Origin of the sequence: Haemophilus parainfluenzae, from assembly GCF_036288925.1 — a bacterium.
Lineage (GTDB): Bacteria > Pseudomonadota > Gammaproteobacteria > Enterobacterales > Pasteurellaceae > Haemophilus_D.
Window position 1 is genome coordinate 16,996 of sequence record NZ_CP127167.1, and the last position, 22,968, is coordinate 39,963.

17 protein-coding genes are annotated in these 22,968 nt (G+C 40.3%); 9 read left to right on the forward strand and 8 right to left on the reverse strand.

Going from position 1 to position 22,968, the window contains the following annotated elements; genetic code table 11:
• Nucleotides 1-76 precede the first annotated feature (76 nt).
• Nucleotides 77-4,804 (reverse strand): YadA-like family protein, encoded by a 4,728-nt coding sequence (locus QQS40_RS00100; RefSeq protein WP_329505364.1) that lies wholly within the window; start codon nucleotides 4,802-4,804, stop codon nucleotides 77-79.
• 15 nt (nucleotides 4,805-4,819) lie between these two features.
• The gene (locus tag QQS40_RS00105) at nucleotides 4,820-5,557 is read right to left on the reverse strand and encodes an ESPR domain-containing protein (protein ID WP_329505366.1); all 738 of its coding nucleotides are present in this window, start codon (nucleotides 5,555-5,557) and stop codon (nucleotides 4,820-4,822) included.
• 520 nt (nucleotides 5,558-6,077) lie between these two features.
• Between QQS40_RS00105 and nrfA the strand changes: the two genes are divergently transcribed.
• The 8 genes from nrfA to QQS40_RS00145 all read left to right on the forward strand — a co-directional run bounded on the left by nrfA (nucleotide 6,078) and on the right by QQS40_RS00145 (nucleotide 14,816).
• On the forward strand, nucleotides 6,078-7,601 hold the full coding sequence (nrfA, locus tag QQS40_RS00110) for an ammonia-forming nitrite reductase cytochrome c552 subunit (RefSeq protein WP_329505368.1): 1,524 nt from the start codon (nucleotides 6,078-6,080) through the stop codon (nucleotides 7,599-7,601).
• A gap of 72 nt (nucleotides 7,602-7,673) precedes the next feature.
• Entirely contained in the window at nucleotides 7,674-8,339 is a 666-nt protein-coding gene (gene nrfB / locus QQS40_RS00115) for a cytochrome c nitrite reductase pentaheme subunit (protein ID WP_128787001.1), read from the forward strand.
• Nucleotides 8,339-9,016, forward strand: coding sequence for a cytochrome c nitrite reductase Fe-S protein (nrfC, locus tag QQS40_RS00120; RefSeq protein WP_126469402.1), 678 nt, complete (start codon nucleotides 8,339-8,341; stop codon nucleotides 9,014-9,016). Before nrfB ends, nrfC begins: the two co-directional genes overlap by 1 nt.
• Complete coding sequence (nrfD, locus tag QQS40_RS00125) at nucleotides 9,013-9,978, forward strand: cytochrome c nitrite reductase subunit NrfD (RefSeq protein WP_049357764.1); 966 nt, start codon at nucleotides 9,013-9,015, stop codon at nucleotides 9,976-9,978. Before nrfC ends, nrfD begins: the two co-directional genes overlap by 4 nt.
• Nucleotides 9,979-10,125: 147 nt before the next feature.
• Nucleotides 10,126-12,030: a heme lyase NrfEFG subunit NrfE gene (gene nrfE, locus QQS40_RS00130; RefSeq protein WP_329505372.1), complete on the forward strand. Its 1,905-nt coding sequence runs from the start codon at nucleotides 10,126-10,128 to the stop codon at nucleotides 12,028-12,030.
• Entirely contained in the window at nucleotides 12,023-12,553 is a 531-nt protein-coding gene (locus QQS40_RS00135; RefSeq protein ID WP_329505374.1) for a DsbE family thiol:disulfide interchange protein, read from the forward strand. The genes nrfE and QQS40_RS00135 overlap by 8 nt, the downstream gene beginning before the upstream one ends.
• Before the next feature lies 1 nt (nucleotide 12,554).
• On the forward strand, nucleotides 12,555-13,610 hold the full coding sequence (gene nrfF, locus QQS40_RS00140) for a heme lyase NrfEFG subunit NrfF (protein ID WP_329505376.1): 1,056 nt from the start codon (nucleotides 12,555-12,557) through the stop codon (nucleotides 13,608-13,610).
• A gap of 3 nt (nucleotides 13,611-13,613) precedes the next feature.
• Nucleotides 13,614-14,816, forward strand: a complete 1,203-nt coding sequence (locus tag QQS40_RS00145; protein WP_049357757.1) for a BaiN/RdsA family NAD(P)/FAD-dependent oxidoreductase — start codon at nucleotides 13,614-13,616, stop codon at nucleotides 14,814-14,816.
• Nucleotides 14,817-14,881: 65 nt separating this feature from the next.
• Here QQS40_RS00145 and menH read toward each other — a convergent pair whose 3' ends face one another.
• Genes menH through QQS40_RS00160 form a run of 3 tightly spaced genes read right to left on the reverse strand, consistent with a single transcriptional unit; the run spans nucleotide 14,882 to nucleotide 18,667 of the window.
• Nucleotides 14,882-15,625, reverse strand: coding sequence for a 2-succinyl-6-hydroxy-2,4-cyclohexadiene-1-carboxylate synthase (gene menH / locus QQS40_RS00150; protein WP_149785853.1), 744 nt, complete (start codon nucleotides 15,623-15,625; stop codon nucleotides 14,882-14,884).
• A gap of 49 nt (nucleotides 15,626-15,674) precedes the next feature.
• The gene (gene menD, locus QQS40_RS00155) at nucleotides 15,675-17,381 is read right to left on the reverse strand and encodes a 2-succinyl-5-enolpyruvyl-6-hydroxy-3-cyclohexene-1-carboxylic-acid synthase (RefSeq protein WP_128786994.1); all 1,707 of its coding nucleotides are present in this window, start codon (nucleotides 17,379-17,381) and stop codon (nucleotides 15,675-15,677) included.
• A 5-nt stretch (nucleotides 17,382-17,386) separates the two neighbouring features.
• On the reverse strand, nucleotides 17,387-18,667 hold the full coding sequence (locus QQS40_RS00160; RefSeq protein ID WP_329505379.1) for an isochorismate synthase: 1,281 nt from the start codon (nucleotides 18,665-18,667) through the stop codon (nucleotides 17,387-17,389).
• Between the two features lie 154 nt (nucleotides 18,668-18,821).
• On the opposite strand from QQS40_RS00160, the gene QQS40_RS00165 reads away from it, so the two are divergent.
• Nucleotides 18,822-20,036: a pyridoxal phosphate-dependent aminotransferase gene (locus QQS40_RS00165; protein WP_329505382.1), complete on the forward strand. Its 1,215-nt coding sequence runs from the start codon at nucleotides 18,822-18,824 to the stop codon at nucleotides 20,034-20,036.
• A 283-nt stretch (nucleotides 20,037-20,319) separates the two neighbouring features.
• Here QQS40_RS00165 and era read toward each other — a convergent pair whose 3' ends face one another.
• From era to lepB, 3 genes are read right to left on the reverse strand one after another with little or no spacing between them, the layout of a single operon-like run.
• Nucleotides 20,320-21,234 carry a GTPase Era gene (gene era / locus QQS40_RS00170; protein ID WP_128786991.1) on the reverse strand — a complete coding sequence of 305 codons (915 nt, stop codon included), beginning with the start codon at nucleotides 21,232-21,234 and terminating at the stop codon, nucleotides 20,320-20,322.
• On the reverse strand, nucleotides 21,231-21,914 hold the full coding sequence (gene rnc / locus QQS40_RS00175; RefSeq protein WP_128786990.1) for a ribonuclease III: 684 nt from the start codon (nucleotides 21,912-21,914) through the stop codon (nucleotides 21,231-21,233). Before rnc ends, era begins: the two co-directional genes overlap by 4 nt.
• A 1-nt stretch (nucleotide 21,915) precedes the next feature.
• The gene (lepB, locus tag QQS40_RS00180) at nucleotides 21,916-22,965 is read right to left on the reverse strand and encodes a signal peptidase I (protein WP_329505385.1); all 1,050 of its coding nucleotides are present in this window, start codon (nucleotides 22,963-22,965) and stop codon (nucleotides 21,916-21,918) included.
• Between the last annotated feature and the right edge of the window lie 3 nt (nucleotides 22,966-22,968).

Here is a 22,968-nt window from a genome sequence, read left to right on the forward strand (position 1 = left end):
AAAACGATATTTTTATGACATAAATTAAATACTAAAAAGGCATGGTTCCCCATGCCTTTTGTTTATTCACGATAAATTACCAGTGGTAACCTGCACCAACAGCTACACCCATTTTACCTTGCGTATCGCTAGTACCGGCTAAACGAATAATGATTTTACCGTTATCTGAAATACGTGACATACCTAATGCCACTGCATTTTGACCTTGGTAATTACCCGCTGCCACAGACACCATGCTCTTACCTGGAATGTAAGCTTGTGGTAATTGAGACGCCGCTAACGCGCTTGCTGTACCTGCATTGACACGTTTACCTAACTTTTTCACTTGACCATTTAAGTGGTTGATCTTGTTATTCACGTCAGCTTTTACTTCGTGTAATTGGCTGCCGTTTACCGCATCAGTACTGTCTGCCGCAATGCGTCCTGGTGCAACATTGGTAATTTGTTTATTACCTGCATCAATACCATTTTTAGTCATGCTTGGACCGTTTTTAATGGTAACGCCATTACCATCAATCACCGTATCACCCGCAGTAAATTTGTTTGCAGTTACGCTTTCCACTTTAAGGTTTTTCTTGATACCTACACGAACATTACCGCTCTTATCAATGTTTGTCATCACATTATCACCACCATCAAACTCACTCCAGTTTGTGTTGCTATCTGCGCCTTTCACATTGATTTGGCTATTTAATTTCGCATTGTAAACACCGCCTACATTCGCACCGAATTTTAAGCCATCACTTAATGTTGCAACAGCTTCACCACCAAAATTCATACGGTTTGGTGTTTTACCATCCAAGTTTGGTGCTGCATCTTTACCACTCACTACTGTAATTGGCGTTGAATTAACTCCTTCGCCAAGATTAATTGTAGTGGTATTAACCGTTGTTGCAGTGACATTTTCAGCTTTCAAGTCTTTTGTGGTAGAAATAGTGAAGTTAATACCATTCTGTTCAAGTTTGATATTGTCACCTGCGATATAGTTTACAGTTGCACCTGACGCTACCTTAGCAACTTCAGTACCACTTACTTCACCAGTAGAGCCTTCTTTCTTCGTTGCCGTTGCATTCCAGCCTTTACCCGCAAGTTCTTTCACTGCGTATAACTGACTACCATTTACCGCATCTTTCGATGTGCTCGCTACATCACCATCTTGAACATTGGTGACTTTCTTATCACCAGCATTGATACCATCTTTTGTGACAGATACATCACCAGCTTTTAAGCCATCTTTATTTAAAGCAACATTATTACCCACTTTCACACCGTCATTATTCATCACAGTATCACCAGTGGTTACGCTATCAACGTTAATGTCTTTAGCTAAGTTGAACGTTACATTATGACCCTCTTTAGTAATATTGATGTTCTTATCTGTATTTTTCAGATCAACGGTATCACCAGGTTTTACATTAGAAGAATTAGTACCATTCGCTGTTAAATTCCAGCCTTTATTAGCTACTTCTTCTACTTTTTTAAGCTGTGAAACATTTACTGCATCAGTATCATCTTCACCTGCTTTCAAACCTGTAATTTTCTTATCGCCCATACCAATGCCTTTATCATTGATCGTTACACCACCAATCTCAGCACTGTCTAAGCCTTTAAGATCTTTCGCTAATTTCACATTTAATGTGCCATTACCGTCAGATTCAACACCAATATTGTTATCTGATAATGTGCCTGTTGCTCCACCTTTGACAAAGATTTGATCACCTAAGCGACGCTCAAAGTTCTTCGCAACATTATCACCACCAAAGGTGAGTGCTTTAAATGCCTGTTCAGCTGTTTTATTGATCGCATCATTCACATTATTAACTGTGGTGCCATTTACAGTAATAGGATCTTTACTTACAGTAATATCACCTGCTTTCAAACCATTTGTATCAATTTTGGTATCGCCCGCAGTCACACTATCAACCTTGATATCTTTCGATAAAGCAATCTTAACTTTACCCTTATCTACTTCTGTACTGATATTGTCATCTTTGCCAACAACCTCAACAGTTTCACCTAATGGTTTCTTCACTGAATTACCATCTTGAGCAGTTAACCCAAAGCCTTTTGTCGTGAGGTTATTTACGGTTTGATAAAGTTGGCTACCATTTACCGCATCTTTTGATGTTTCATTCACATCACCTGCTGCTACATTGCTAATTTTCTTATCAGCGGCATCAATACCAGATTTAGTAACACTTGGACCGTCTTTAATAGTCAAACCATCTGTATTTAAAACAGTATCACCAACTGTTACATTACCTGCAGCATTAACATTAGTCACATTAATTGTTTCATTTAAATTAAATGTCACATTATCGTCTGTTGCATTTTTGGTAATGAGAATATTGCCATCAGTGTTATTTAAATCAACTGTTTCACCAGGTGCAACATTACTACTATTCGTACCATTAGCAGTTAAATTCCAGCCTTTATTAGCTACTTTTTCCACATTTTTCAATTGTGAAACATTCACTGCATCCTTGTCATCGGTACCTGCTGCAACATTGGTTATTTTATTACCAGCTGCATCAATACCATTTTTAGTGACACTTGGACCACCGTTAACAGTTAAACCATCGTTATTAATGGTTGTATCTCCTGCTTTGACGCTATCAACGTTAAGATCTTTATTTAACTTAACTTGAACGCCATTAGGATTCGCTTCAGTCGTAATATTATCGTCACCGGTAATCGCAACTTTATCGCCTAATTTCTTAACATCAGACTCTTTGCTATCACCTGTAAACGTCAAGCCTTTTGTGCTTACTGTGGTATTCGCATCCATACCTTGTTTAATCTCATCTTTTGTTTTTTGAGATAAATCAAGATGATAGTTCGTTACAGAAGCATCTCCGACATCTTTCGCACCTTTGTTTTCTACTGTTAATGCATCAGTGGTTGTCACATTTGCAGAGGTATCTACAGCATCAATTTTGTAAATAGTTTGACCATTTTCACCTTTTTCTGGTGTAACACTTGTGTTTTTACCAGCTTTAACCTCTGTTTTTGCAGCTTTTAATTGAGAAACATTAACTGCATCCTTGTCATCGGTACCTGCTTCAACATTGGTAATTTTATTACCAGCTGCATCAATACCATTTTTAGTAACACTTGGCCCACCGTTAACAGTTAAACCATCATTATTAATTGTGGTATCACCAGCTTTTACACTATCAACTTTGATATCCTTAGCTAATTTAATTTCTAATTTATCAGTGCCATCTGCCACCACGCCAATGTTACCATCAGAAAGGTTAGTCACATCAGTTACACCGCCAACTAATTTAACTGTTTCACCTAATTTACGTGTTACATTAGTGCCTGTATCACCAGCAAAGGTTAATGGCATGTTACGCACTTTATTAATAGCATTGGTCACATCACCTGCAGTTGCTAGGTTGCTTGGATTCGCTGCAGTTGCATTGCCATCTTCGCCTGTTTCGATAGTTGTTGTGTTGACATTAAATGTCACATTCGAACCATTACCGTTATCAGTCACGTTTGCAGTTGTCAATGTACCATTCACAAAGTTCACAAAACCATTGTTATTGATACGTGATTTAGAAGTACCATTTTCTTGTACGTTAAAGCCACTATTGTGTAATACCGTATAAAGTTGTGAACCATTTACCGCATCCGTTGAAGTTGGCGAAAGACGCCCTGCTGCCACATTATGAATTTGGCGTTCGTTACCCGCCTTGCCGACAGAAACAGCGCCATTGATTAAAGACTTCTTAGCTGCAAAGTCAATATTTTTACTTGCACCAGCATCATCTTTAAATTCCGCATATCCAGTTGTATTATCGAACATATTCACGTTAGCTTGCGAATCAGCACCTAAAGCAACCGCATCCTGTGCAATTGCTTCAGCATAGCGACCAATTGCCGCTGCTCGCCGCTGAGTAGCTTTCGCCGTATAACCTAGCGCCAACGACTCTCGCCCAGTTGCCTCTGAATAAGCCCCTTGAGAAATAGCAAAAGCCTTCGATGCATTCGCAGAATACCCCATTGCAATAGAATGCTCTATCGCAGCCTTCGTATCTTGGCCAATTGCAATTGAATATTGACCTGATGAATTTGCACCTAGGCCAAACGCCATCGCAGAATAATCAGTCGCTTTACTCCCTTGTCCTAAAGCTATGGTATTTATACCACTTGCTAATGAATTAACACCGATAGCAATTGTTGTCTCATTAGACGCATTTGAGTTGGCTCCAAAAGCCATCGAATCTGCATGAGTAGTGCTAGCATTCAATCCAACAGCAATAGAATTAACAGCGATAGGTGTAGTACTTGCATTAGGCCCAATAGCAATAGAGTCAACACCTGAGGCCCCCGTATTATTCTGGTTGCCTGTTACATTTGATTTAACCGAGAAATAACGAATTTTTTCAATTTCAGCCATCGCAGCGTAAAGCTGAGAACCATTGATTGCATCAGTAGAAGTTGAAGAAATATCACCTGGTGCAAGATTGATAATTTGACGTTCATAGCCTTTATCACCAATAGAAACCACATCCCCTTCATCCACTTGTGCACCACCTGCCCAAGTATATGTTGTACCTAAAATTGTTCTTTCTACATAAGCCTGACCAGCCTTAGATATAACTGAAGCTGTACCTAATGCAACTGAGTTTAATTTTGTTGCTTTTGCCCCTGTACCAAGAGCTGTCGCACCAAATACTGTTGCTTTTGATTTAGTACCAATAGCTAGAGATAAAGCGGCTGAAGAATTAGCTTGTACCCCTAGCGCAACTGAACCTTCACCCGCTATCGCATTTTCATATGTACCACTATTCATCGTATCACCGGTCATTTACTTATAGATATCTCTTAAGCTTTTCCCATTCAAATTATACTCACCTGTTTTAATCCCTTTATTATTGTAGAGTATAAATTTGTGATTATCCGTATAAGCAACGCCTCCAACTGCATCAAGATCATCCCCCCCTAAAGCCATTGATGAATTACCATAAGCAATTACATTACCACCAATTGCAATAGATTGGTCACCACGCGCCCAAGCTCCTTCAGTAATTGATGGAGTTCCCTTCCCATAGGTTGGAGAAGCGCCTGCGAGATTCCCAGCTCCAATTGCAATTGCCTGTTGAATTTTCTGACTACCACTACCAATTTGTGCATTTTTTCCAATTAATATATTGCGAGCCGAACCAGTAGCATCTGTACCAAAGGTTCCAGTTAGATCGCCAATCAGCAGACTATCTGTATAACGACCATTTACGCCATTACCAATAGCGGTAGTATTTGCACCGCTTGCTGATGTTGCGGCATTCCCAACAGCAATACTAGAACCACCTACATTTGTAGGAGCATTGTTTCGATCACCTACAATCACTTTTGCTTGCGCCGGCATCATCACTGCAGATAAAGAAAGTGCAAATGCAGAAAGTTTGAAAAGAGAAGATAAACGTGTTTCGTTTGCTACACGTTGTTTTGAGTTTGAAGAAGCTTTTACGGCTCCTTTCGCTAATTCTGATGTCACGACGAAAGATTGTGTCGTTTTGTTCCAAATGATCTTAAATATTTTGTTCATAAAAAAGTTATCCCAAGCTAAATAGATTTAGGTATTCATCACATCCCAACAAACAATAGAATAAGATGGGTAAAAATAAGGTTCCGGGAGTATAGCTGACTCATCTATAAGATCAAGAAAATAATCACTTTTTATACCATTTTTCACAAGAAATTTACATTTTCTATACAAGGTATCGTTTGCGTAAAAAGAATGCTCATTAAAATTAGGTCAAAGTCAGTAATAATGAGCATGGAATTGTCTTTATATAAGTCAAAAACAATGTAAAAGTTGACCGCACTTTTTTCTCTTAATATGCAACTCACCTACCACTTCCCTAATCCCTTTATACCCCTTTAGAAGTATTTTTATTTTAAAGTTTGATCAACCTCAAAGTTTTGAAAAAAAACCTTAGGAAAACTACTGCTTTTTGGTATCTTATGCTTGCACTGAACTATTTTTATAAGTGAATTCAAAAGCTTAATAGGAATTGTTCGCATTTAAAATTGTTTTTTTATTCTTTCCTAATGGAGTGATTATCGTGAACGCATTGAGAAAAAGCCTTGTTTTGGCCACTTCTTTCGCAGCTTTAGGTGTGTATAACTCAGCGATGGCTGAAATGGTATACAAACCTGTTGACCAACCTGTGGAAGCACCAAACCCTAATTTAAAAATCGAAGCAGTGAATGAAAAATTTGCTGAGAAATATCCTAGCCAATTCAATTCGTGGAAAGCGACTGAAAAAGGCGACAAAATCATCTATGCTGATGAACAAGACCCTCGTTTAATCGTGTTATGGGGAGGCTATTCTTTCGCAAAAGAATATAACGCACCTCGTGGTCACGTTTATGCAGTAGAAGATGTACGTAATATTTTACGTACTGGTGCGCCCAAAAATGCAAATGATGGCCCACAACCAATGGCATGTTGGACTTGTAAAGGTCCAGACGTTCCTCGTTTAATTGCAGAATGGGGTGAAGATGGTTACTTTGGTGCCAAATGGGCTAAAGGTGGACCAGAAATTGTCAACTCGATCGGTTGTGCTGACTGTCACGATACGACCTCTAAAGACTTTGCTGAAGGCAAACCTGCATTACGTATTGCTCGTCCACACGTTCTTCGTGCATTAGATCACTTAAATAATGCACTTCAAGCAAAAGCAAAAGCTGAAGGTAAAGAACAAGCTAACTTAAGCTTTAACACAGCTGCTCGCACTGAAAAACGTGCTGAAATCTGTGCAAACTGTCACGTTGAATACTACTTCGCGGGCGACTTAAAACAAGTAACCTTCCCTTGGGATAACGGTCAAACTGTTGATGACATCGAAAAATACTATGATGATATCGGCTTCAGTGACTGGACTCACTCGCTTTCTAAAGCACCAATGTTAAAAGCGCAACACCCTGACTTTGAAATTTGGTCTTTAGGTATGCACGGTAAAAACGGCGTAACTTGTATCGACTGTCACATGCCTAAAGTACAAGGTAAAGACGGTAAAGTTTACACCGACCACCAAATCCAAAACCCATTCGATGCATTTGATACCACTTGTGCAAACTGTCACGATCAAAGCAAAGAAAAACTTAAAGACATCGTTGCTTCACGTAAAAAAGAAGTGAAAGATGTAATGGGTCGTTTAGAAGATCAACTTGTTCGTGCTCACTTTGAAGCAAAAGCTGCATGGGATGCAGGTGCAACGAAAGAAGAAATGGAACCTGCTTTAATGGATATCCGTCACGCTCAATGGCGTTGGGACTACACAGCAGCAAGCCATGGTGGTCACATGCACGCACCTGATGTAGTACTTCGCGTATTAGGTTCTGGCATAGACAAAGCAGCAGATGCTCGCGCTAAACTTGCAGCAATCTTAACTAAACATGGCGTGAAAACGCCGGTTGAAGTACCCGATATTTCTACAGCTGATAAAGCATGGAAAGTAATGGGTATCGATATCGAGAAAGAACGTAAAGCGAAAAAAGAATTCTTAGAAACTGTTGTACCTCAATGGGTAAAAGAAGCGAAAGCCAATGGCAAATTAGCTGAAGATACCGCAACAAAACAATAAAAAAAGAACCGCACTTTGTAACTGAAGTGTCGAAGTGCGGTCATTTTTAACCCTATATTTGAGGTAATCAGAATGAATTTAACTTCTTTAATCAGCAAATCGGCAAAATCCCTTGTAATGCTTGCAATGCTTGCGGCAATGCCAATGGCTGCAAGTGCGGAAGAGATGGCAAAAACACCAGCCTCTCAACTCACTTATGAGCCACAATTGGATAACCAACGTGACCCAAACCAATATTGTGCAAAATGTCACAAATTTGACAAAGTCGATAAAAACCAAACTTTAGATCAATCTGGTGGTGAATTACACTTTGGTAAATTCCACGGCGCACACTTAAATCAAAAAAGTCCTAACACAGGTAAACCGATTAACTGTGTAAACTGTCACGGTAATATTTCGGAAGATCACCGTCGTGGTGCAAAAGATGTGATGCGTTTTGATGGCGATATCTTTGGTGATAAAAAACCAATGTATACCGCGCAAGAACAAAACCAAGTTTGTTTTGCTTGTCACCAACCTGCAAAACTTCGTGAAAAACTTTGGGCGCACGATGTTCACGCAATGAAATTGCCTTGTGCAAGCTGCCACACATTACACCCGAAAGATGATGCAATGAAAGGTATTCAACCGAAAAATCGTGTGAAACTTTGTGTAGATTGCCACGGCGAACAACAAAAACGCAAAGCGGCAAAAGACACACAATCACAAACGCAATCAACCGAACAAAAGGATAAATAATGACAGCTTGTTCACGCCGAAACTTTGTTTCCGGCATGGGGGCACTAATCCTTATGACGGGAACATCAGTGACCTCTTTAGCGAAAGAGGAAAAGGCGGATAAACCAAAACGCTATGCAATGGTACACGACGAAACAGCTTGTATCGGCTGTACCGCTTGTATGGATGCTTGTCGTGAAACTAACCACGTTCCTGAAGGCGTTTCACGTTTGGAAATTCTCCGTAGCGAACCTTATGGCGAATTCCCAAATCAAGAATACGAGTTTTTCCGTCAATCTTGCCAACATTGTACAAACGCCCCTTGTGTGGCTGTTTGTCCAACCGGTGCATCATTTATTGATCCTGAAACAGGTATCGTAGATGTGCATAAAGATCTTTGTGTAGGTTGCCAATACTGTATCGCAGTTTGTCCTTATCGCGTACGTTTCATTCATCCAGAGCATCTTACTGCGGATAAATGTAACTTCTGTCGCGATACAAACTTAGCAGCTGGCAAACAACCTGCTTGTGTAGAAGCTTGTCCAACCAAAGCATTAACCTTTGGCGATATGAATGATCCAAGCAGTGCAGTTTCTCGCAAAGTGAAAGAAAATCCGGTTTATCGCACGAAAGTGGAATTAGGTACTCAACCAAATCTTTACCATATTCCATTCCAACACGGGGAGCCAAGAAGATGACATTAGATTATCCTGTTCCGTTTCACACACCTAATTTGGTGTGGGATTCAACAATCGCTATCTATTTGTTCTTACTTGGTATTTCTTCCGGTGCGGTACAATTAGCGATTGCTTATAAACGTAGTCACAAATTAGAAAATCCTAGCAAAAACTGGATTATCAGAGCAGCCGCCGTTTTAGGTTCTGTGCCAACATTAATCGGTTTAACCCTGTTAATTTTCCACTTGGCACGTCCTTGGACATTCTGGAAATTGATGTTTAACTATCAATTTAACTCTGTAATGTCTATGGGGGTAATGTTATTCCAAGTTTATATGCTATTCTTGGTATGTTGGTGTGCGGTTATCTTCAAAGAAGATATCATGGCGCTCATCCAACGTTTTATGCCAAAACTTGGTTTCGTCGGTAAAATTATCAATGTATTAGAACGTTTAACAGGTCCTGTAGAAGTCATTCTATTCATCTTAGCTGCTGTGCTAGGGGCTTATACCGGTTTCTTACTTTCAGCATTGATCAGTTACCCAATGTTAAATAACCCTGTTTTACCGGCGTTATTCTTGGCTTCAGGTACATCTTCAGGTATCGCTGCAACCTTCTTATTTATCCTCATTGCAGGTAAATTAAAAGGTGATAGCCATGAATCACACTTCATTCATAAATTTGAAGTGCCAATTATGGTGACTGAACTTGGTTTATTAATCTGTTTCTTTGTTGGTCTACACTTCGGTGGTGGTCAGAAAGTGGTTGCATTGCATAATGCGCTTTCCGGCTTCTGGGGTGCAGTGTTCTGGATTGGGGTATTCTTAATTGGTATCATCATTCCTCTACTTGCGAACCTTGCAGCAAAAGACAGCTTAAAATACAATAAGAACTTTATTATCCTTGTGTCAATCTTCGACTTAATCGGGGTTCTCTGCTTACGTTACTTCATCTTGTACGGCGGACAACTTACCGTTGCGTAAGGATAAATTTCTTATTTAATCAAAAGGCGTATACAATACGCCTTTTGTTTATTTAAAAGACTAAAGTGCGGTTAATTTTACGTATGTTTTTCATGCTTAAAATCAACCTTATTTTGTAAAATACAACCTTTAATACTGAAGAATACTATGCTTCCCGAACTCGGATTTCTCTCATTACTCTTTGCCACCACCACGGCGCTCTTACTTTCTATCGTGCCGCAAATTGGTATTTGGCGAAATAAACCCTCTCTCACCAACACGGCTTGGGGATTAAGTTATTGCTTCGGTATTTTTACGAGCGTTTCAATCGGTATTCTTGCCTACTCTTTCGCAACAGATGATTTCACTTTGGAATACGTGGCAGCGCACTCCAATTCTCAACTACCGACATTTTTCAAAGTTGCCGCCACTTGGGGCGGACATGAAGGCTCCATTTTATTTTGGCTTTTTACATTAAGTCTTTGGTTAGTGGCTTTTGCCTTTTTCTCTCGCAAAAATGACCGCACTTTTTCTGCACAAACCCTTTCTTTACTTGGCTTAATTTGTCTTGGGTTTGCTATTTTTATTTTGTTCTACTCCAATCCATTTGGACGTGCGTTTCCTGCCCCTTCGGAAGGACGAGATCTCAATCCAATGCTGCAAGATATTGGCTTAATTTTCCATCCACCACTGTTATATGTGGGTTATGTGGGCTTTGCCGTTAACTTTGCCATGTCCATTTCTGCCTTAATTTTTAATCGCTCTGCACAAGCAATTGCGCGTGCGATGCGAGCTTGGGTGCTTGTTTCTTGGTTATTCTTAACCTTAGGGATCGTACTCGGTGCCTGGTGGGCATATTACGAATTAGGCTGGGGCGGTTGGTGGTTCTGGGACCCTGTTGAAAACGCCTCACTTATGCCATGGTTATTGGGACTCGCACTGCTACACAGCTTGATGGTGACTGAAAAACAAGGCATGTTTAGCTACTGGACAATACTCTTTTCCCTGCTCGCTTTTGCATTCAGTGTATTAGGCACATTTATTGTCCGTTCAGGTGCATTAACCTCTGTTCATGCTTTTGCTTTAGATAGCTCCCGTGGTTATGTGCTATTACTGATTTTCTTTTTATTGACTGTCGGCTCGCTCAGTTTATTTGCCCTACGCACAAATACCAATGAAAGTGCGGTCAAATTCCCGCTCATTTCTAAAACCGGAGCTATTTTAGGCTTAAACATCGTATTAACCGTGGCAACCGTCAGTACCTTCTTAGGCACTTTCTATCCAATGCTATTCCAAGCCATGAGTTGGGGAAGCATTTCCGTGGGTGCGCCTTACTTTAATAGCATTTTCTTGCCATTGCTCACTTTAGTGCTTTTTGCGATGGCGGCGACACTTTGCTTAAGCTGGTTTAAATCTGATAAAAAACGCTTTTTTAAACGCTTGTTATTACTTATTCCTGCTGCAATGATTGCTTATGGCATGATTTGGAATACGCTACAAAATGACAACGCATTACGCTTTCATTTCTTCGCTTATGTATTACTCACCCTTGCTATTTGGGTATTATTCGTCACCTTATGGCAAAATTGGGCAAAAGTAAGACTTGCCTATTTCGGGATGATTCTCGCACACTGTGGCGTGGCGATTGCCACAATGGGTGCCGTGATGAGTAGTTACTTTGGCAGTGAGTTAGGTGTTAGACTTGCGCCACAGCAAAGCCAACAATTAGGCCAATTTGAATTCCACTACAATCGTTTTTCCAATGAAATAGGTCCAAACTTTACCGCCGAAGTCGCTTTCTTTAGCGTGTCAAAACAAGGCAAACCTTACGCAGAAATTGTACCAGAGCGCCGTTATTATGATGTTCGCACCATGACCATGAGTGAAGTGGGCTTAGATGCAGGCTTTTGGGGCGATTTATATATTGTGATGGGTGATAACTTAGGCAAAGGTGAGTTCACATTCCGCTTACATTACAAACCGCTTATTCGCTGGTTATGGCTCGGAGGCATTTTAATGGCACTTGGCGCATTATGTTCAGCCATCAATTTGAAGAGAAAACGTGATGAATAAAAAGTTTATTTTGTTTTTACCGCTGATTTTGTTATTGAGTATTTGCTTACTGCTTTTTGTTGGCTTACACAAAGATCCAAAACAAATTGCCTCTGCACTCATTGATAAACCTGTGCCGGAATTCTATCAAGCGAATTTGCTTGAACCGAGTCAAATTGTCAGCCCAAGAGATTTTCCAAAAAAGCCTTTTCTGCTTAATGTGTGGGGAAGTTGGTGTGGCTATTGCCAACAAGAACATCCTCTTTTGATGGAAATTTCAAAAGAAGTACCCATTGTTGGAATCGACTATCGTGACAAACCTCAAAATGGCATTGCGATGCTAGAGCACATGGGCAATCCATTTATACTCACTATTGACGATAGCCGTGGTGAATTTGCGATGCAATTGGGCGTAGATGGTGCGCCAGAAACCTATGTTGTCGATGAACACGGCATGATCCGTTATCGTCATTCTGGCTATATGGATAAAGAAACATGGCTCACTGAGATCAAACCAAAACTTGATGGATTAACTAAAAAGTAAAATGAAAAAATTAACCCGATTTCTGACCGCACTTTTACTGACGTTTGCCCTTTTTGCTCACGCAGAAATGGTCGACACCTATGCGTTTAAAAACCAAGCCGATCGCACTCGAGCTGTTGAACTGGCAAAATCCTTACGTTGCCCACAATGTCAGAATCAAAACTTAGTTGAGTCCAATTCACCGATTGCTTATGACTTACGTATTGAAGTCTATAAAATGGTAGATGAAGGAAAAACCAATCAGCAAATTATCGACACGATGACAGCTCGTTTCGGTAATTTCGTGAACTATAAGCCACCTTTCCAGTGGAATACGGCACTACTCTGGCTATTGCCTATTTTGTTATTAATTGGTGCTTTTGCGTTAATTTTATTTTCTACTAAAAAATCAGAAGGCGAGCCAAAACAACTCGCAAATCAACCTCATCGTGCGCCTAAAGAAGAAAAAAGTGCGGTCAAATTTGAAACCAAATCCGCCATTTGGGTCTTTGCTATTTTATTAATTCTTCCCTTAAGTTATTATTTTTCCCTTGATCGTTTTGAGCGAGTTCAACAAGGTGAAAAAGAAATGATTGAGCTTGCCAATAAAAAAACAGATACATCAATGGTGCATCAAAAAGAAGATATGGTGCTCAAAATTCAAAATAAAATTCGAGAAGATGTAAATAACCCTGAGCTTTGGGCTCAGCTAGGTGATGCCTACATGCAAAATGATGAATTTGATCATGCGCTCATCGCCTATGGCAATGCAGAAAAAATTTCAGGCACAACGCCCGCTATTTTAGGCCTAAAAGCGACCGCACTTTATTATCAAGCCGGTCAAAACATCACACCACAAATCCAGCAAATAATGGATGAAGCCTTAAAACAGGATAAAAATGAAATTTCAGTCCTCACGTTACTAGCGACTGAGGCCTTTAAAAATCATCAACCGGAACAATCCAAAGCCTATTGGCAGCAATTATTAGATTCGGGTAATGCTGCCGTGGATCGCCGTACTGTCATCCAACGAATCAAAATGATAGACTATTTTGAAAAAGGACAAACCTCACAATAAGCTATGTCTCATTATTCAGAAAATATCATTATTGGCGCCGGTGCTGCCGGCTTATTTTGTGCCGCACAGTTAGGCAAGCTGGGCAAACAAGCCACCATTTTTGATAACGGTAAGAAAATTGGTCGAAAAATTTTAATGTCTGGCGGTGGATTCTGTAATTTCACCAATATGGAAATCACATCTGGCCGTTATATCAGCCAAAATAAACATTTCGTCAAATCTGCCTTAAAACGTTATACACAATGGGATTTCATTGCTTTAGTCGCTGAATACGGCATTCCTTACCACGAAAAAGAATTAGGTCAGTTATTTTGTGATAACGGCGCAGAAGATATTGTGAAGATGCTCGGAACTGAATGTGACAAATACAGTGTCAACATTCAACTACGAAGCGAAGTGAATGATGTTGAAGCCGTTGAAAACAACCCTAGCGTACGGTTCAAATTAAAGGTAAATGCAGTTGAATGGCAATGCCAAAATTTGATTATTGCCACGGGCGGGCTCTCTATGCCTGGCTTAGGCGCTTCGCCTTTTGGCTATCAAATTGCAGAACAATTTGGGTTAAATGTGATTCCTCCGCGAGCAAGTCTTGTGCCATTCACGTGGCGAGAAAGTGACAAATTCTACTCGGCGCTCTCTGGTGTTTCATTAGATGTAGCTGCAACGAATCAGCACAAAACCTTTACTCATCAAATGCTGTTCACCCATCGTGGCTTATCAGGCCCTGCTATTTTACAAATCTCCAATTATTGGCAACCTGGTGAAAGCATTCATTTAGATTTATTGCCTTATAACAATATTCGACATCACCTAGATGAGATGCGTCAATCTTCGCCAAAATTGCAATTAAAAACCGTATTAAGTCGCTTATTACCGAAAAAATTAGTCGAGCTTTGGTTAGAACAAGGCTTGATTCAAGATGAAGTGATTGCGAACTTAAGTAAAGTGCGGTTAGAAAATTTAGAGAATTTAATCCACAACTGGCAATTTGTTCCTAATGGCACTGAGGGCTACCGAACGGCTGAAGTCACGATGGGTGGTGTCGATACTCATGAGATCTCATCTAAAACCATGGAGGCGACAAAGATTAAAGGTCTCTATTTTATCGGTGAGGTGCTAGATGTTGTCGGCTGGTTAGGTGGCTACAACTTCCAATGGGCATGGAGTTCGGCTGCTGTTTGTGCAATGGGGATTGCTGAAAGTTAAGCCCCTCTTTACATTTAAAAGACAAAAAGCCGATGTTCACGCATCAGCTTTTTGTTGTTTAGGACTTAAGGATTAGCGATTTTTAAAACGATATCTTCAATTTTTTTAGCAAAATATGTCGAATTTTCTAAATGAGCATTATGCCCAGCATGAGGAGTAATCGTTAAATCAAGTTGATTATCCTCTGCCATTTGACGAAACTTTTGATCTCGTTCTCCACAAAAATAAAAAAATGGCTGCAAACTTAACCGCACTTTCTCTCGAAAATCAGGCTGTTTGGCAAGGCTAGTGGCTAATAACATCTTACCAATATTTGCCCCGCAATTGGCTTTTCGCTTTTCAATTAATGCTTTGCGTTGTTGTTCATTCAAATGAGAAAAGACGGGTTGTTGATACCAATCTTCGAGTACGGCTTCAGGGGTTTCATGGAAAAACCGCTCCGCCCACATTTTGTCATTAGCTAAACGGCTTTGTTTTTCTTGCTCAGACTGTAAACCTAAATTTGCCCCTTCTAAAATGACCGCCTTTAAATGCCCTATTTTTACTCTAGCTTGCAGTGCATAATATTGTGCGATTCGTCCACCAAGTGAATAACCGATCAGGATATAAGGTTCATCTTTTATGAGACTTTGTATTTGGCTTTCAAGAAATTGAGCCGTTTGCTCAAAATCTTCAACCACTACAGCTTTATTCTCGCCATGAAACGGTAAATCGAGAGAGAGACAACGAAAGTGCGGTAGATTTTCGATGACTTTTTGCCAGTCCGATTTTGTACCTAATAAACCATGGAGAAAAACAAGATTCATCATAATGCCATATAAAGAAATCCCCTCTTAAGAGGGGAAATGAATGAATAAATTATTCACCAACCACAGCGTGGCTGATTTGTTCAATCAAGCGTTTATAAGTCTCGCTACCATCACTAGGATTCGTTTTGATTTCAATTAAGGTTGCGCGGCGACGTGTGTAAGCCTGTTTCAACACTGCGCTTAAATCCGCCCAAGTGTAAGGTAAGGCGTATTTCAAGCCAAACATATTCGCAATCTGTGAGAAATCACCATTATGCGGCAAGCGATAGAATTGTTCTTTCACCTCTTCATCAACGGGCAACATATCAAAGATTGCGCCACCATTATTGTTGATTACAAAAATAATGGTTGGTTGAGTCACGTTCTTAAATAAGGCTAAAGAGTTCAAATCATAAAGCGTGGACGTATCGCCAATCATCGCCACTACAGGTTGATTAGAACCAATACCAATACCCGCAGCGGTTGCTAATAAACCGTCAATTCCGCTTGCACCACGGTTGGTGAAAATTGGATAACCTTCTGGCAATTTCGTTAACGCATCCACCAAGCGCACAAAAAGGCTATTTCCTAAAAACAAAATACCGTTGTAAGGTAGAACACGCTCAATATGATGTGCTAATGAGGCTTCATTAAGATTGCCGCCGACTTGTTGCTCGATAAAAGTTGCACAGAATTTTGAAAGCGCAAGTGGTTCGAGTAACCAAGGTTTTTGACGCAATGGCGGATGTGCACGCAACCAATGATGCGTTTTTGCATTAAAGCGAGTTTGGGTATGATGATTTGGGTCAACTGCATTTTGACTTTGCTCCACCACCCAAAATTCGCCTTGGAATTCTGCTAAGAATTGGTTGATACGTTTACTGATAAAACGAGAACCAAATTGGATCACAATATCTGCTTGAAGCAATTTTTGCTTCACAGTTTGATTTGCTAACCAAATATCCGCATAAGGCATGAGCGGTTCTACACCAGATTGAATATCCGTCAGCAAAATCCACCCCATGGTATTTGCCCATGAGTTAATCCCCATTGCTTGTTCTGGGGTTAATTGCCCTGCAACAATAACACCTCGTTTCGTGCGCCAAGTATCCCAATTTTCATGCATAAGCACTTCTTGTTGCAATGGCTGATGATCAACCCAATTTTTAGACTGGCTTAACCAACGTTGAATTGGCATTAACCACGGATGGCTGTCAATTTCTTGTTCTTGTGCATTATAAAGTGGCTCTGCAAAAGGTACATTAATATGCACCACGCCTGGTTGTTGCTTTTGTTTATAACACGCTTGTTCTAACGTAGAAATTAACCATTTTGCTGCATAATCGGCTTGAGGTTTAGGTAAATTTACGCTTGCGACAGGATAGTCCGCAAACATATTTTGTTGTACGATGGCTTGATTCGCACCACATTCCCATAATTCAGGTGGTCGATCGGCAGTAAGAATAATTAAATTCACGCCTGTTTGGCGAGCTTCAATAATCGCAGGATATAAATTGGCTGCTGCCGTGCCTGACGTCACAATCACGGCAACAGGCGCTTGTGTGGATTTCGCTATCCCCAAAGCAAAAAAGCCTAAGCCACGCTCATCAAAATGACTATGACACGTTGCTCGAGAGGCATTTTGTAAACGCACAGCTTCTAACGTTAAAGGTGTTGAGCGAGAACCTGGCGCAATACAAAAGTGACTCACTCCTTGGCGAACCAAGGTTTCTAAGATCACTTTTGACCAACAACGATTAAATACGCTTACAGACATTCTTCTTATTCTCCGTTATTCTCTGCAAACAGGGAAATGAGCCCTGCCGCTTTACGTTCAATTTCCAACCACTCTTCTACAGGTTGTGAGCCTTCCACAATACCGGCGCCAGCAAATACACGCACTCGGTTTTCTTCAATAAAAGCCGAACGAATGGTGACGCAAAATTCTGAAAGATGTTGACTCATCATGCCTAATGTACCGGCATACCAACGACGATCAAAAGTTTCAATTTCAGCCAAGGCTTTCTTCGCTTGCTGCTGTGGTAAGCCTGACACTGCGGCCGTTGGATGGATCGCTTTCAGCAAATCGGCATCCGTACAAAGTGCGGTCAATTTTGCTTGCATTTTTCGAATCAAATGCTGCACTTTGCGTAATGGCTTTAATGCGACATCATCAACAGTAATTTGCTCCACTAAGTGACTGATATTTTCTGAAATATCCTCAACGACCAACCAGTTTTCATTGAGGTTTTTTTTATCATTTAACAGCCAATTCGCACGTTCATCATTTTCACTCGGATTATCACTAACAGGCGCCGTGCCCGCAAGGGCCTCTGTAAATAACAGACGATTATCTCGTGCAAACAGGCGTTCTGGTGTTGAGCCCACAAAACAGTTTTGGGCGTTATCTGCCCATAGAAAATGGTAACAACCGCTATTTTGGGCTTGGCTTGCAGCAAGAAAATCTTTTCCGTTTAACTCACCTTGAATATGAAGCACCGTTTCATTTGCTAAGACAAGCTTGGTTAATTCCCCTTGTCGAATTCGAGTGAGCGCTTGATTGACCCAATCACACCACGTACCTTGATTCGCTTTTGGCTCTACACTTTCAATAGTTAATTGATTAAACGGTGAAAGTGCGGTCATTTTTTCAAATGAATTCAAAATCGTTTTTGCCGAATCAAGCTTATTTGTTTCAACAAAAACTGAAACCACGGTCTCACCATTTTGCTGTTCAATTAAAACTTGAGGCAAAATAAACTGACTTTCACCTTGAAACTGTAAACGGCCCACTAAAGGGAAATCATGCTCTTGAATAAATTGCTGTGCCAAATTCACATCTGAAAATGACCGCACTTTACCCACGGCAGCGACGGTTTTAGCTTCATCACGAAAACGCAAATAAAATTGCGGATAGACTGACTGCCCTTTCATCCACGCCAAAAGATCAACATCCGATTCCACCTTCGTTTGAAGATGTACAATAGATGCTTGCAGATCCGTTGTCGCCAAAGCATCAAATTGGCGAATTATCGCAGATTTAGCTTGTTCTAAAGGGCCCATGAAAAATAATAAAATACACAAAAAATTAGCCCATATTCTACCGCACTTTAATACATTCAAAAAATTTTTTTATTAAATCTTTTCAAGATAAGAATTTAAGCGTAAATTAAACATAATTTTTGAATGAAAATCTAATTATCATAGGATGTTATTAATGCGCTCATTTCCAAAATCAGACAAATTAGAACACGTTTGCTACGATATTCGCGGACCGGTTCACAAAGAAGCTTTACGCCTAGAAGAAGAAGGCAACAAAATCTTAAAGCTTAATATCGGCAACCCTGCCCCATTTGGTTTTGAAGCACCTGATGAAATTTTAGTTGATGTGATCCGCAACCTACCATCTGCACAAGGTTATTGCGATTCCAAAGGTTTGTATTCTGCGCGTAAAGCTATCGTGCAATACTATCAATCTAAAGGTATTCATGATGCAACCGTAAACGATGTATACATCGGGAATGGTGTATCTGAATTAATTACCATGTCCATGCAAGCACTCCTTAATGACGGTGATGAAGTATTAGTTCCAATGCCAGACTATCCATTATGGACAGCGGCTGTCACTTTAGCGGGCGGAAAAGCGGTACATTATTTATGTGATGAAGAAGCGGGCTGGTTCCCTGCTATTGATGATATTCGCGCGAAAGTCAATGCCAAAACTAAAGCTATCGTCGTGATCAACCCTAACAACCCGACAGGTGCAGTTTATAGCAAAGAGTTACTCGAAGAAATTATCCAAGTGGCACGTGAAAATAATCTGATTATTTTTGCAGATGAAATTTATGACAAGATTCTCTACGATGGTGCAATTCATCATCATATCGCTGCTCTTGCACCAGACGTATTAACCATTACATTCAATGGATTATCAAAAGCGTATCGTGTTGCGGGTTTCCGTCAAGGTTGGATGATTTTAAATGGGCCAAAACAACATGCCAAAGGCTATATTGAAGGCTTAGATATGCTGGCGTCGATGCGTTTATGTGCAAACGTACCAATGCAGCACGCCATTCAAACCGCATTAGGTGGCTATCAAAGCATTAATGAGTTTATTCAACCTGGCGGTCGTTTACTTGAACAACGTAATAAAGCCTACGAATTACTGACTCAAATCCCGGGTATTAGCTGCGTAAAACCAATGGGGGCAATGTATATGTTCCCGAAACTCGACATCCAAAAATTCAATATTCATAGTGATGAAAAATTTGTACTCGATTTATTACGTAAAGAGAAAGTACTTTTAGTACATGGTAAAGGGTTTAACTGGCATTCACCGGATCACTTCCGTGTGGTGACACTTCCTTATACCGGCCAATTAGAAGAAGCCATTGGAAAACTGGCACGGTTCTTAGAAACTTATCATCAATAATAAGAATAAAAAGAATCGATAAATTTAATCAGCCTTCTCAAATTGAGGCGACACAACCAAAGATTGAAGCCTTGCTAAGCATGCCGTCATGACTATATTGAAGAAGGCATGCGCAATGATTTTTGTGGACGATAAAACATCATGTTTTTCTAGCCAGAAATTGACTAACAGAGAAGAGATTCAACCAAAAATTAAAAGGACTGAGCCCAATACAATATTGTCATCAGTCCTTAAATAAATCATTTAAATTTTGGAGTCAAATCATCGCTCTTTTGGCTTAAATTCATTCATCCATATAACCCAAACTTCTTAAGGCGCGTTCATCGTCCGCCCAACCCGACTTCACTTTAACCCAAAGTTCAAGGTGTACTTTATTATCAAATAAGCGCTCCATGTCAGCGCGTGCTTCCATACCAATGGTTTTAATTTTTTGCCCTTGAGCACCAATCACCATTTTCTTTTGACCTTCGCGCTCAACCAAAATCAAGCCATTGATTTCATAAGTACCACGCTCATTCACTTTAAATTGCTCAATTTCAACCGTTACCGAATAAGGTAGCTCTTCTCCGGTGAAACGCATTAATTTTTCACGGATAATTTCTGACGCCATAAAACGTTGTGAACGATCGGTTACATAATCCTCTGGGAAGTGATGAACACCTTTACGTAAGGACTGACGAACAATTTTCTCTAATTGATGCACATTATTACCACGTTGCGCGGATATTGGCACAATGTGAGCAAAGTTAAACTTACTGCCTAAATCCGTAATAAATGGCAACAAATCATCTTTATTCTTGACGTTATCAACTTTGTTGATAGCGAGTACAACAGGCGCTTTGGCATTACGTAATTTGTTTAACACCATTTCATCATCGGCATTCCAATGTGTGCCATCTACGACAAAAATAATGAGATCCACATCCCCGATCGCTGAACTTGCTGCACGATTCATTAAACGGTTAATCGCGCGTTTTTCTTCGATATGAAGCCCTGGAGTATCCACATAAATTTCTTGGTAGATGCCTTCGGTTTTAATTCCCACAATACGGTGACGCGTGGTTTGCGCCTTGCGGGAAGTAATCGAGATTTTTTGACCCAAAATTTTGTTTAACAGGGTAGATTTCCCTACATTTGGGCGGCCTACAATGGCGATAAAACCACAATAGGTCTCTTGTTCTTGATTTAATTCGGTCATTTTATTTCCAATATTTTTAAAATTTGTTCTGCGGCCGCTTGTTCTGCTTTACGGCGGCTAGAACCTTTTGCAATAAAAGTGCGGTCAATATTTGGTACGTTTTTTACCGTACATTCCACGGTGAAGGTTTGGCAATGAGCTTCACCTTCAATTTTAATTACTTCATAAGTTGGCAAGGCGAAATGCTTACCTTGTAAATATTCTTGCAAGCGTGTTTTGGCATCTTTCTGGTTATCACCCGGCTTAATTTCAGCGAGTAAAGTTTTATACCAACTACGCACAATATCTGCCGCTTTATCAAAGCTTGAATCCAATGCCATTGCGCCAATTACCGCTTCAACACAATCGGCTAAAATAGATTCTCGACGAAATCCCCCGCTTTTCAACTCGCCAGAACCTAAGGACATATAATCCCCAAGTTCAAAATTTCGGGCAATCATTGCCAGTGTAGGCTCACGCACTAATGTTGCTCGCATTCTGCTTAGTTCACCTTCATTACAACGAGGGAATTGATGATAAAGCGCATCTGCGATGACATAATTGAGGATAGAATCACCTAGAAACTCTAGGCGTTCATTATGTTGAGTGGCGGCACTGCGGTGTGTCAGTGCCAATTTTAAGTGTTTTAGATCGGAAAATTGATAACCAATTTTTCGTTCTAGTCGATCTAAATGATTCATATTAATTAATTTTTGTAAAGAAACGGTCTAAACGGAAGCCTGTAGGCCACTCATTTGGTTCTTTTTCTAAACTCATCCAAATATAAGTGGCTTTACCCACGATATTTTTTTCCGGTACAAATCCCCAAAAACGGCTGTCATCACTATGATCACGGTTATCCCCCATCACAAAATATTGCCCTTCAGGCACAATCCATTCTGCAGTAGGTAAGCCTTCTTGTGGATAGAATTCAATCCCCGAATAACGGCGCATTGGCTCCACTAAAATCGTGTGTGTCACGTCACCGATTTCCAAATATTCCACTTGCGTTGGGAATGCTGGATTTGTGGGTTCTTGTTTATATTCAAACGCTTTAGTTTGGCAATCTACTTCGCATGGTTTGCCATCTTTACCATAAACCAGTGTTAAAGCACTTTTTTCAACATCAAGGATAATACGGTCACCGCCTTTACCCACAATGCGTTTGATGTAATCCACACCTGACATATTGTCTTTGGATGTTAACGCAAGATTTTCAGCATATGCTGCTCTCGTTGCACCTAAACTCGTACGAAGTAGTGCTTGTTCAGGCGCTTTAAACACGATCACATCACCACGTTCTGGTTTGTTACCTTCAATAATCGTATTTTGGAAAATAGGATCTTTAATGCCATAAGTATATTTATTCACGACGAGAAAATCCCCTACGCGCAAGGTCGCTTCCATTGATCCTGATGGAATTTGAAACGGCTCAAAAATAAATGAACGTACAAGGAATACCACGGATAACACAGGGAAAAGTGAAGAAATAAATTCTGAACCTTCTGAAATTGGCTCAATTTTCGCTTTTTCTTCATCCGTTAATGCTTTGCCTGAACGTTGTTCTGCGCGTGCGATTTGACGACGACGTCTCGGCATCACCGCAAAACGGTGATAGCACCATAAAATGCCAGAAAGTACGGTTAAAATCAGCAATAAAATACTGAATGTGTTAGGCAGTTGGAAATGGTCTAATGCTTTCCAACAGGCAAATCCCACGACTAACAACAGAATAAAAAATACATTCGACATAGC

Bases quoted from the DNA above. Each gene is read 5' to 3' on its own strand.
- nrfF (WP_329505376.1), top strand. From the start codon at position 12,555: ATGAAAAAATTAACCCGATTTCTGACCGCACTTTTACTGACGTTTGCC.
- nrfD (WP_049357764.1), top strand. From the start codon at position 9,013: ATGACATTAGATTATCCTGTTCCGTTTCACACACCTAATTTGGTGTGG.
- nrfE (WP_329505372.1), top strand. From the start codon at position 10,126: ATGCTTCCCGAACTCGGATTTCTCTCATTACTCTTTGCCACCACCACG.
- QQS40_RS00160 (WP_329505379.1), bottom strand. From the start codon at position 18,667: ATGGGCCCTTTAGAACAAGCTAAATCTGCGATAATTCGCCAATTTGAT.
- QQS40_RS00105 (WP_329505366.1), bottom strand. From the start codon at position 5,557: ATGAACAAAATATTTAAGATCATTTGGAACAAAACGACACAATCTTTC.
- rnc (WP_128786990.1), bottom strand. From the start codon at position 21,914: ATGAATCATTTAGATCGACTAGAACGAAAAATTGGTTATCAATTTTCC.
- menH (WP_149785853.1), bottom strand. From the start codon at position 15,625: ATGATGAATCTTGTTTTTCTCCATGGTTTATTAGGTACAAAATCGGAC.
- QQS40_RS00165 (WP_329505382.1), top strand. From the start codon at position 18,822: ATGCGCTCATTTCCAAAATCAGACAAATTAGAACACGTTTGCTACGAT.
- era (WP_128786991.1), bottom strand. From the start codon at position 21,234: ATGACCGAATTAAATCAAGAACAAGAGACCTATTGTGGTTTTATCGCC.
- lepB (WP_329505385.1), bottom strand. From the start codon at position 22,965: ATGTCGAATGTATTTTTTATTCTGTTGTTAGTCGTGGGATTTGCCTGT.
- nrfC (WP_126469402.1), top strand. From the start codon at position 8,339: ATGACAGCTTGTTCACGCCGAAACTTTGTTTCCGGCATGGGGGCACTA.
- menD (WP_128786994.1), bottom strand. From the start codon at position 17,381: ATGTCTGTAAGCGTATTTAATCGTTGTTGGTCAAAAGTGATCTTAGAA.
- QQS40_RS00145 (WP_049357757.1), top strand. From the start codon at position 13,614: ATGTCTCATTATTCAGAAAATATCATTATTGGCGCCGGTGCTGCCGGC.
- nrfB (WP_128787001.1), top strand. From the start codon at position 7,674: ATGAATTTAACTTCTTTAATCAGCAAATCGGCAAAATCCCTTGTAATG.
- QQS40_RS00100 (WP_329505364.1), bottom strand. From the start codon at position 4,804: ATGAATAGTGGTACATATGAAAATGCGATAGCGGGTGAAGGTTCAGTT.
- QQS40_RS00135 (WP_329505374.1), top strand. From the start codon at position 12,023: ATGAATAAAAAGTTTATTTTGTTTTTACCGCTGATTTTGTTATTGAGT.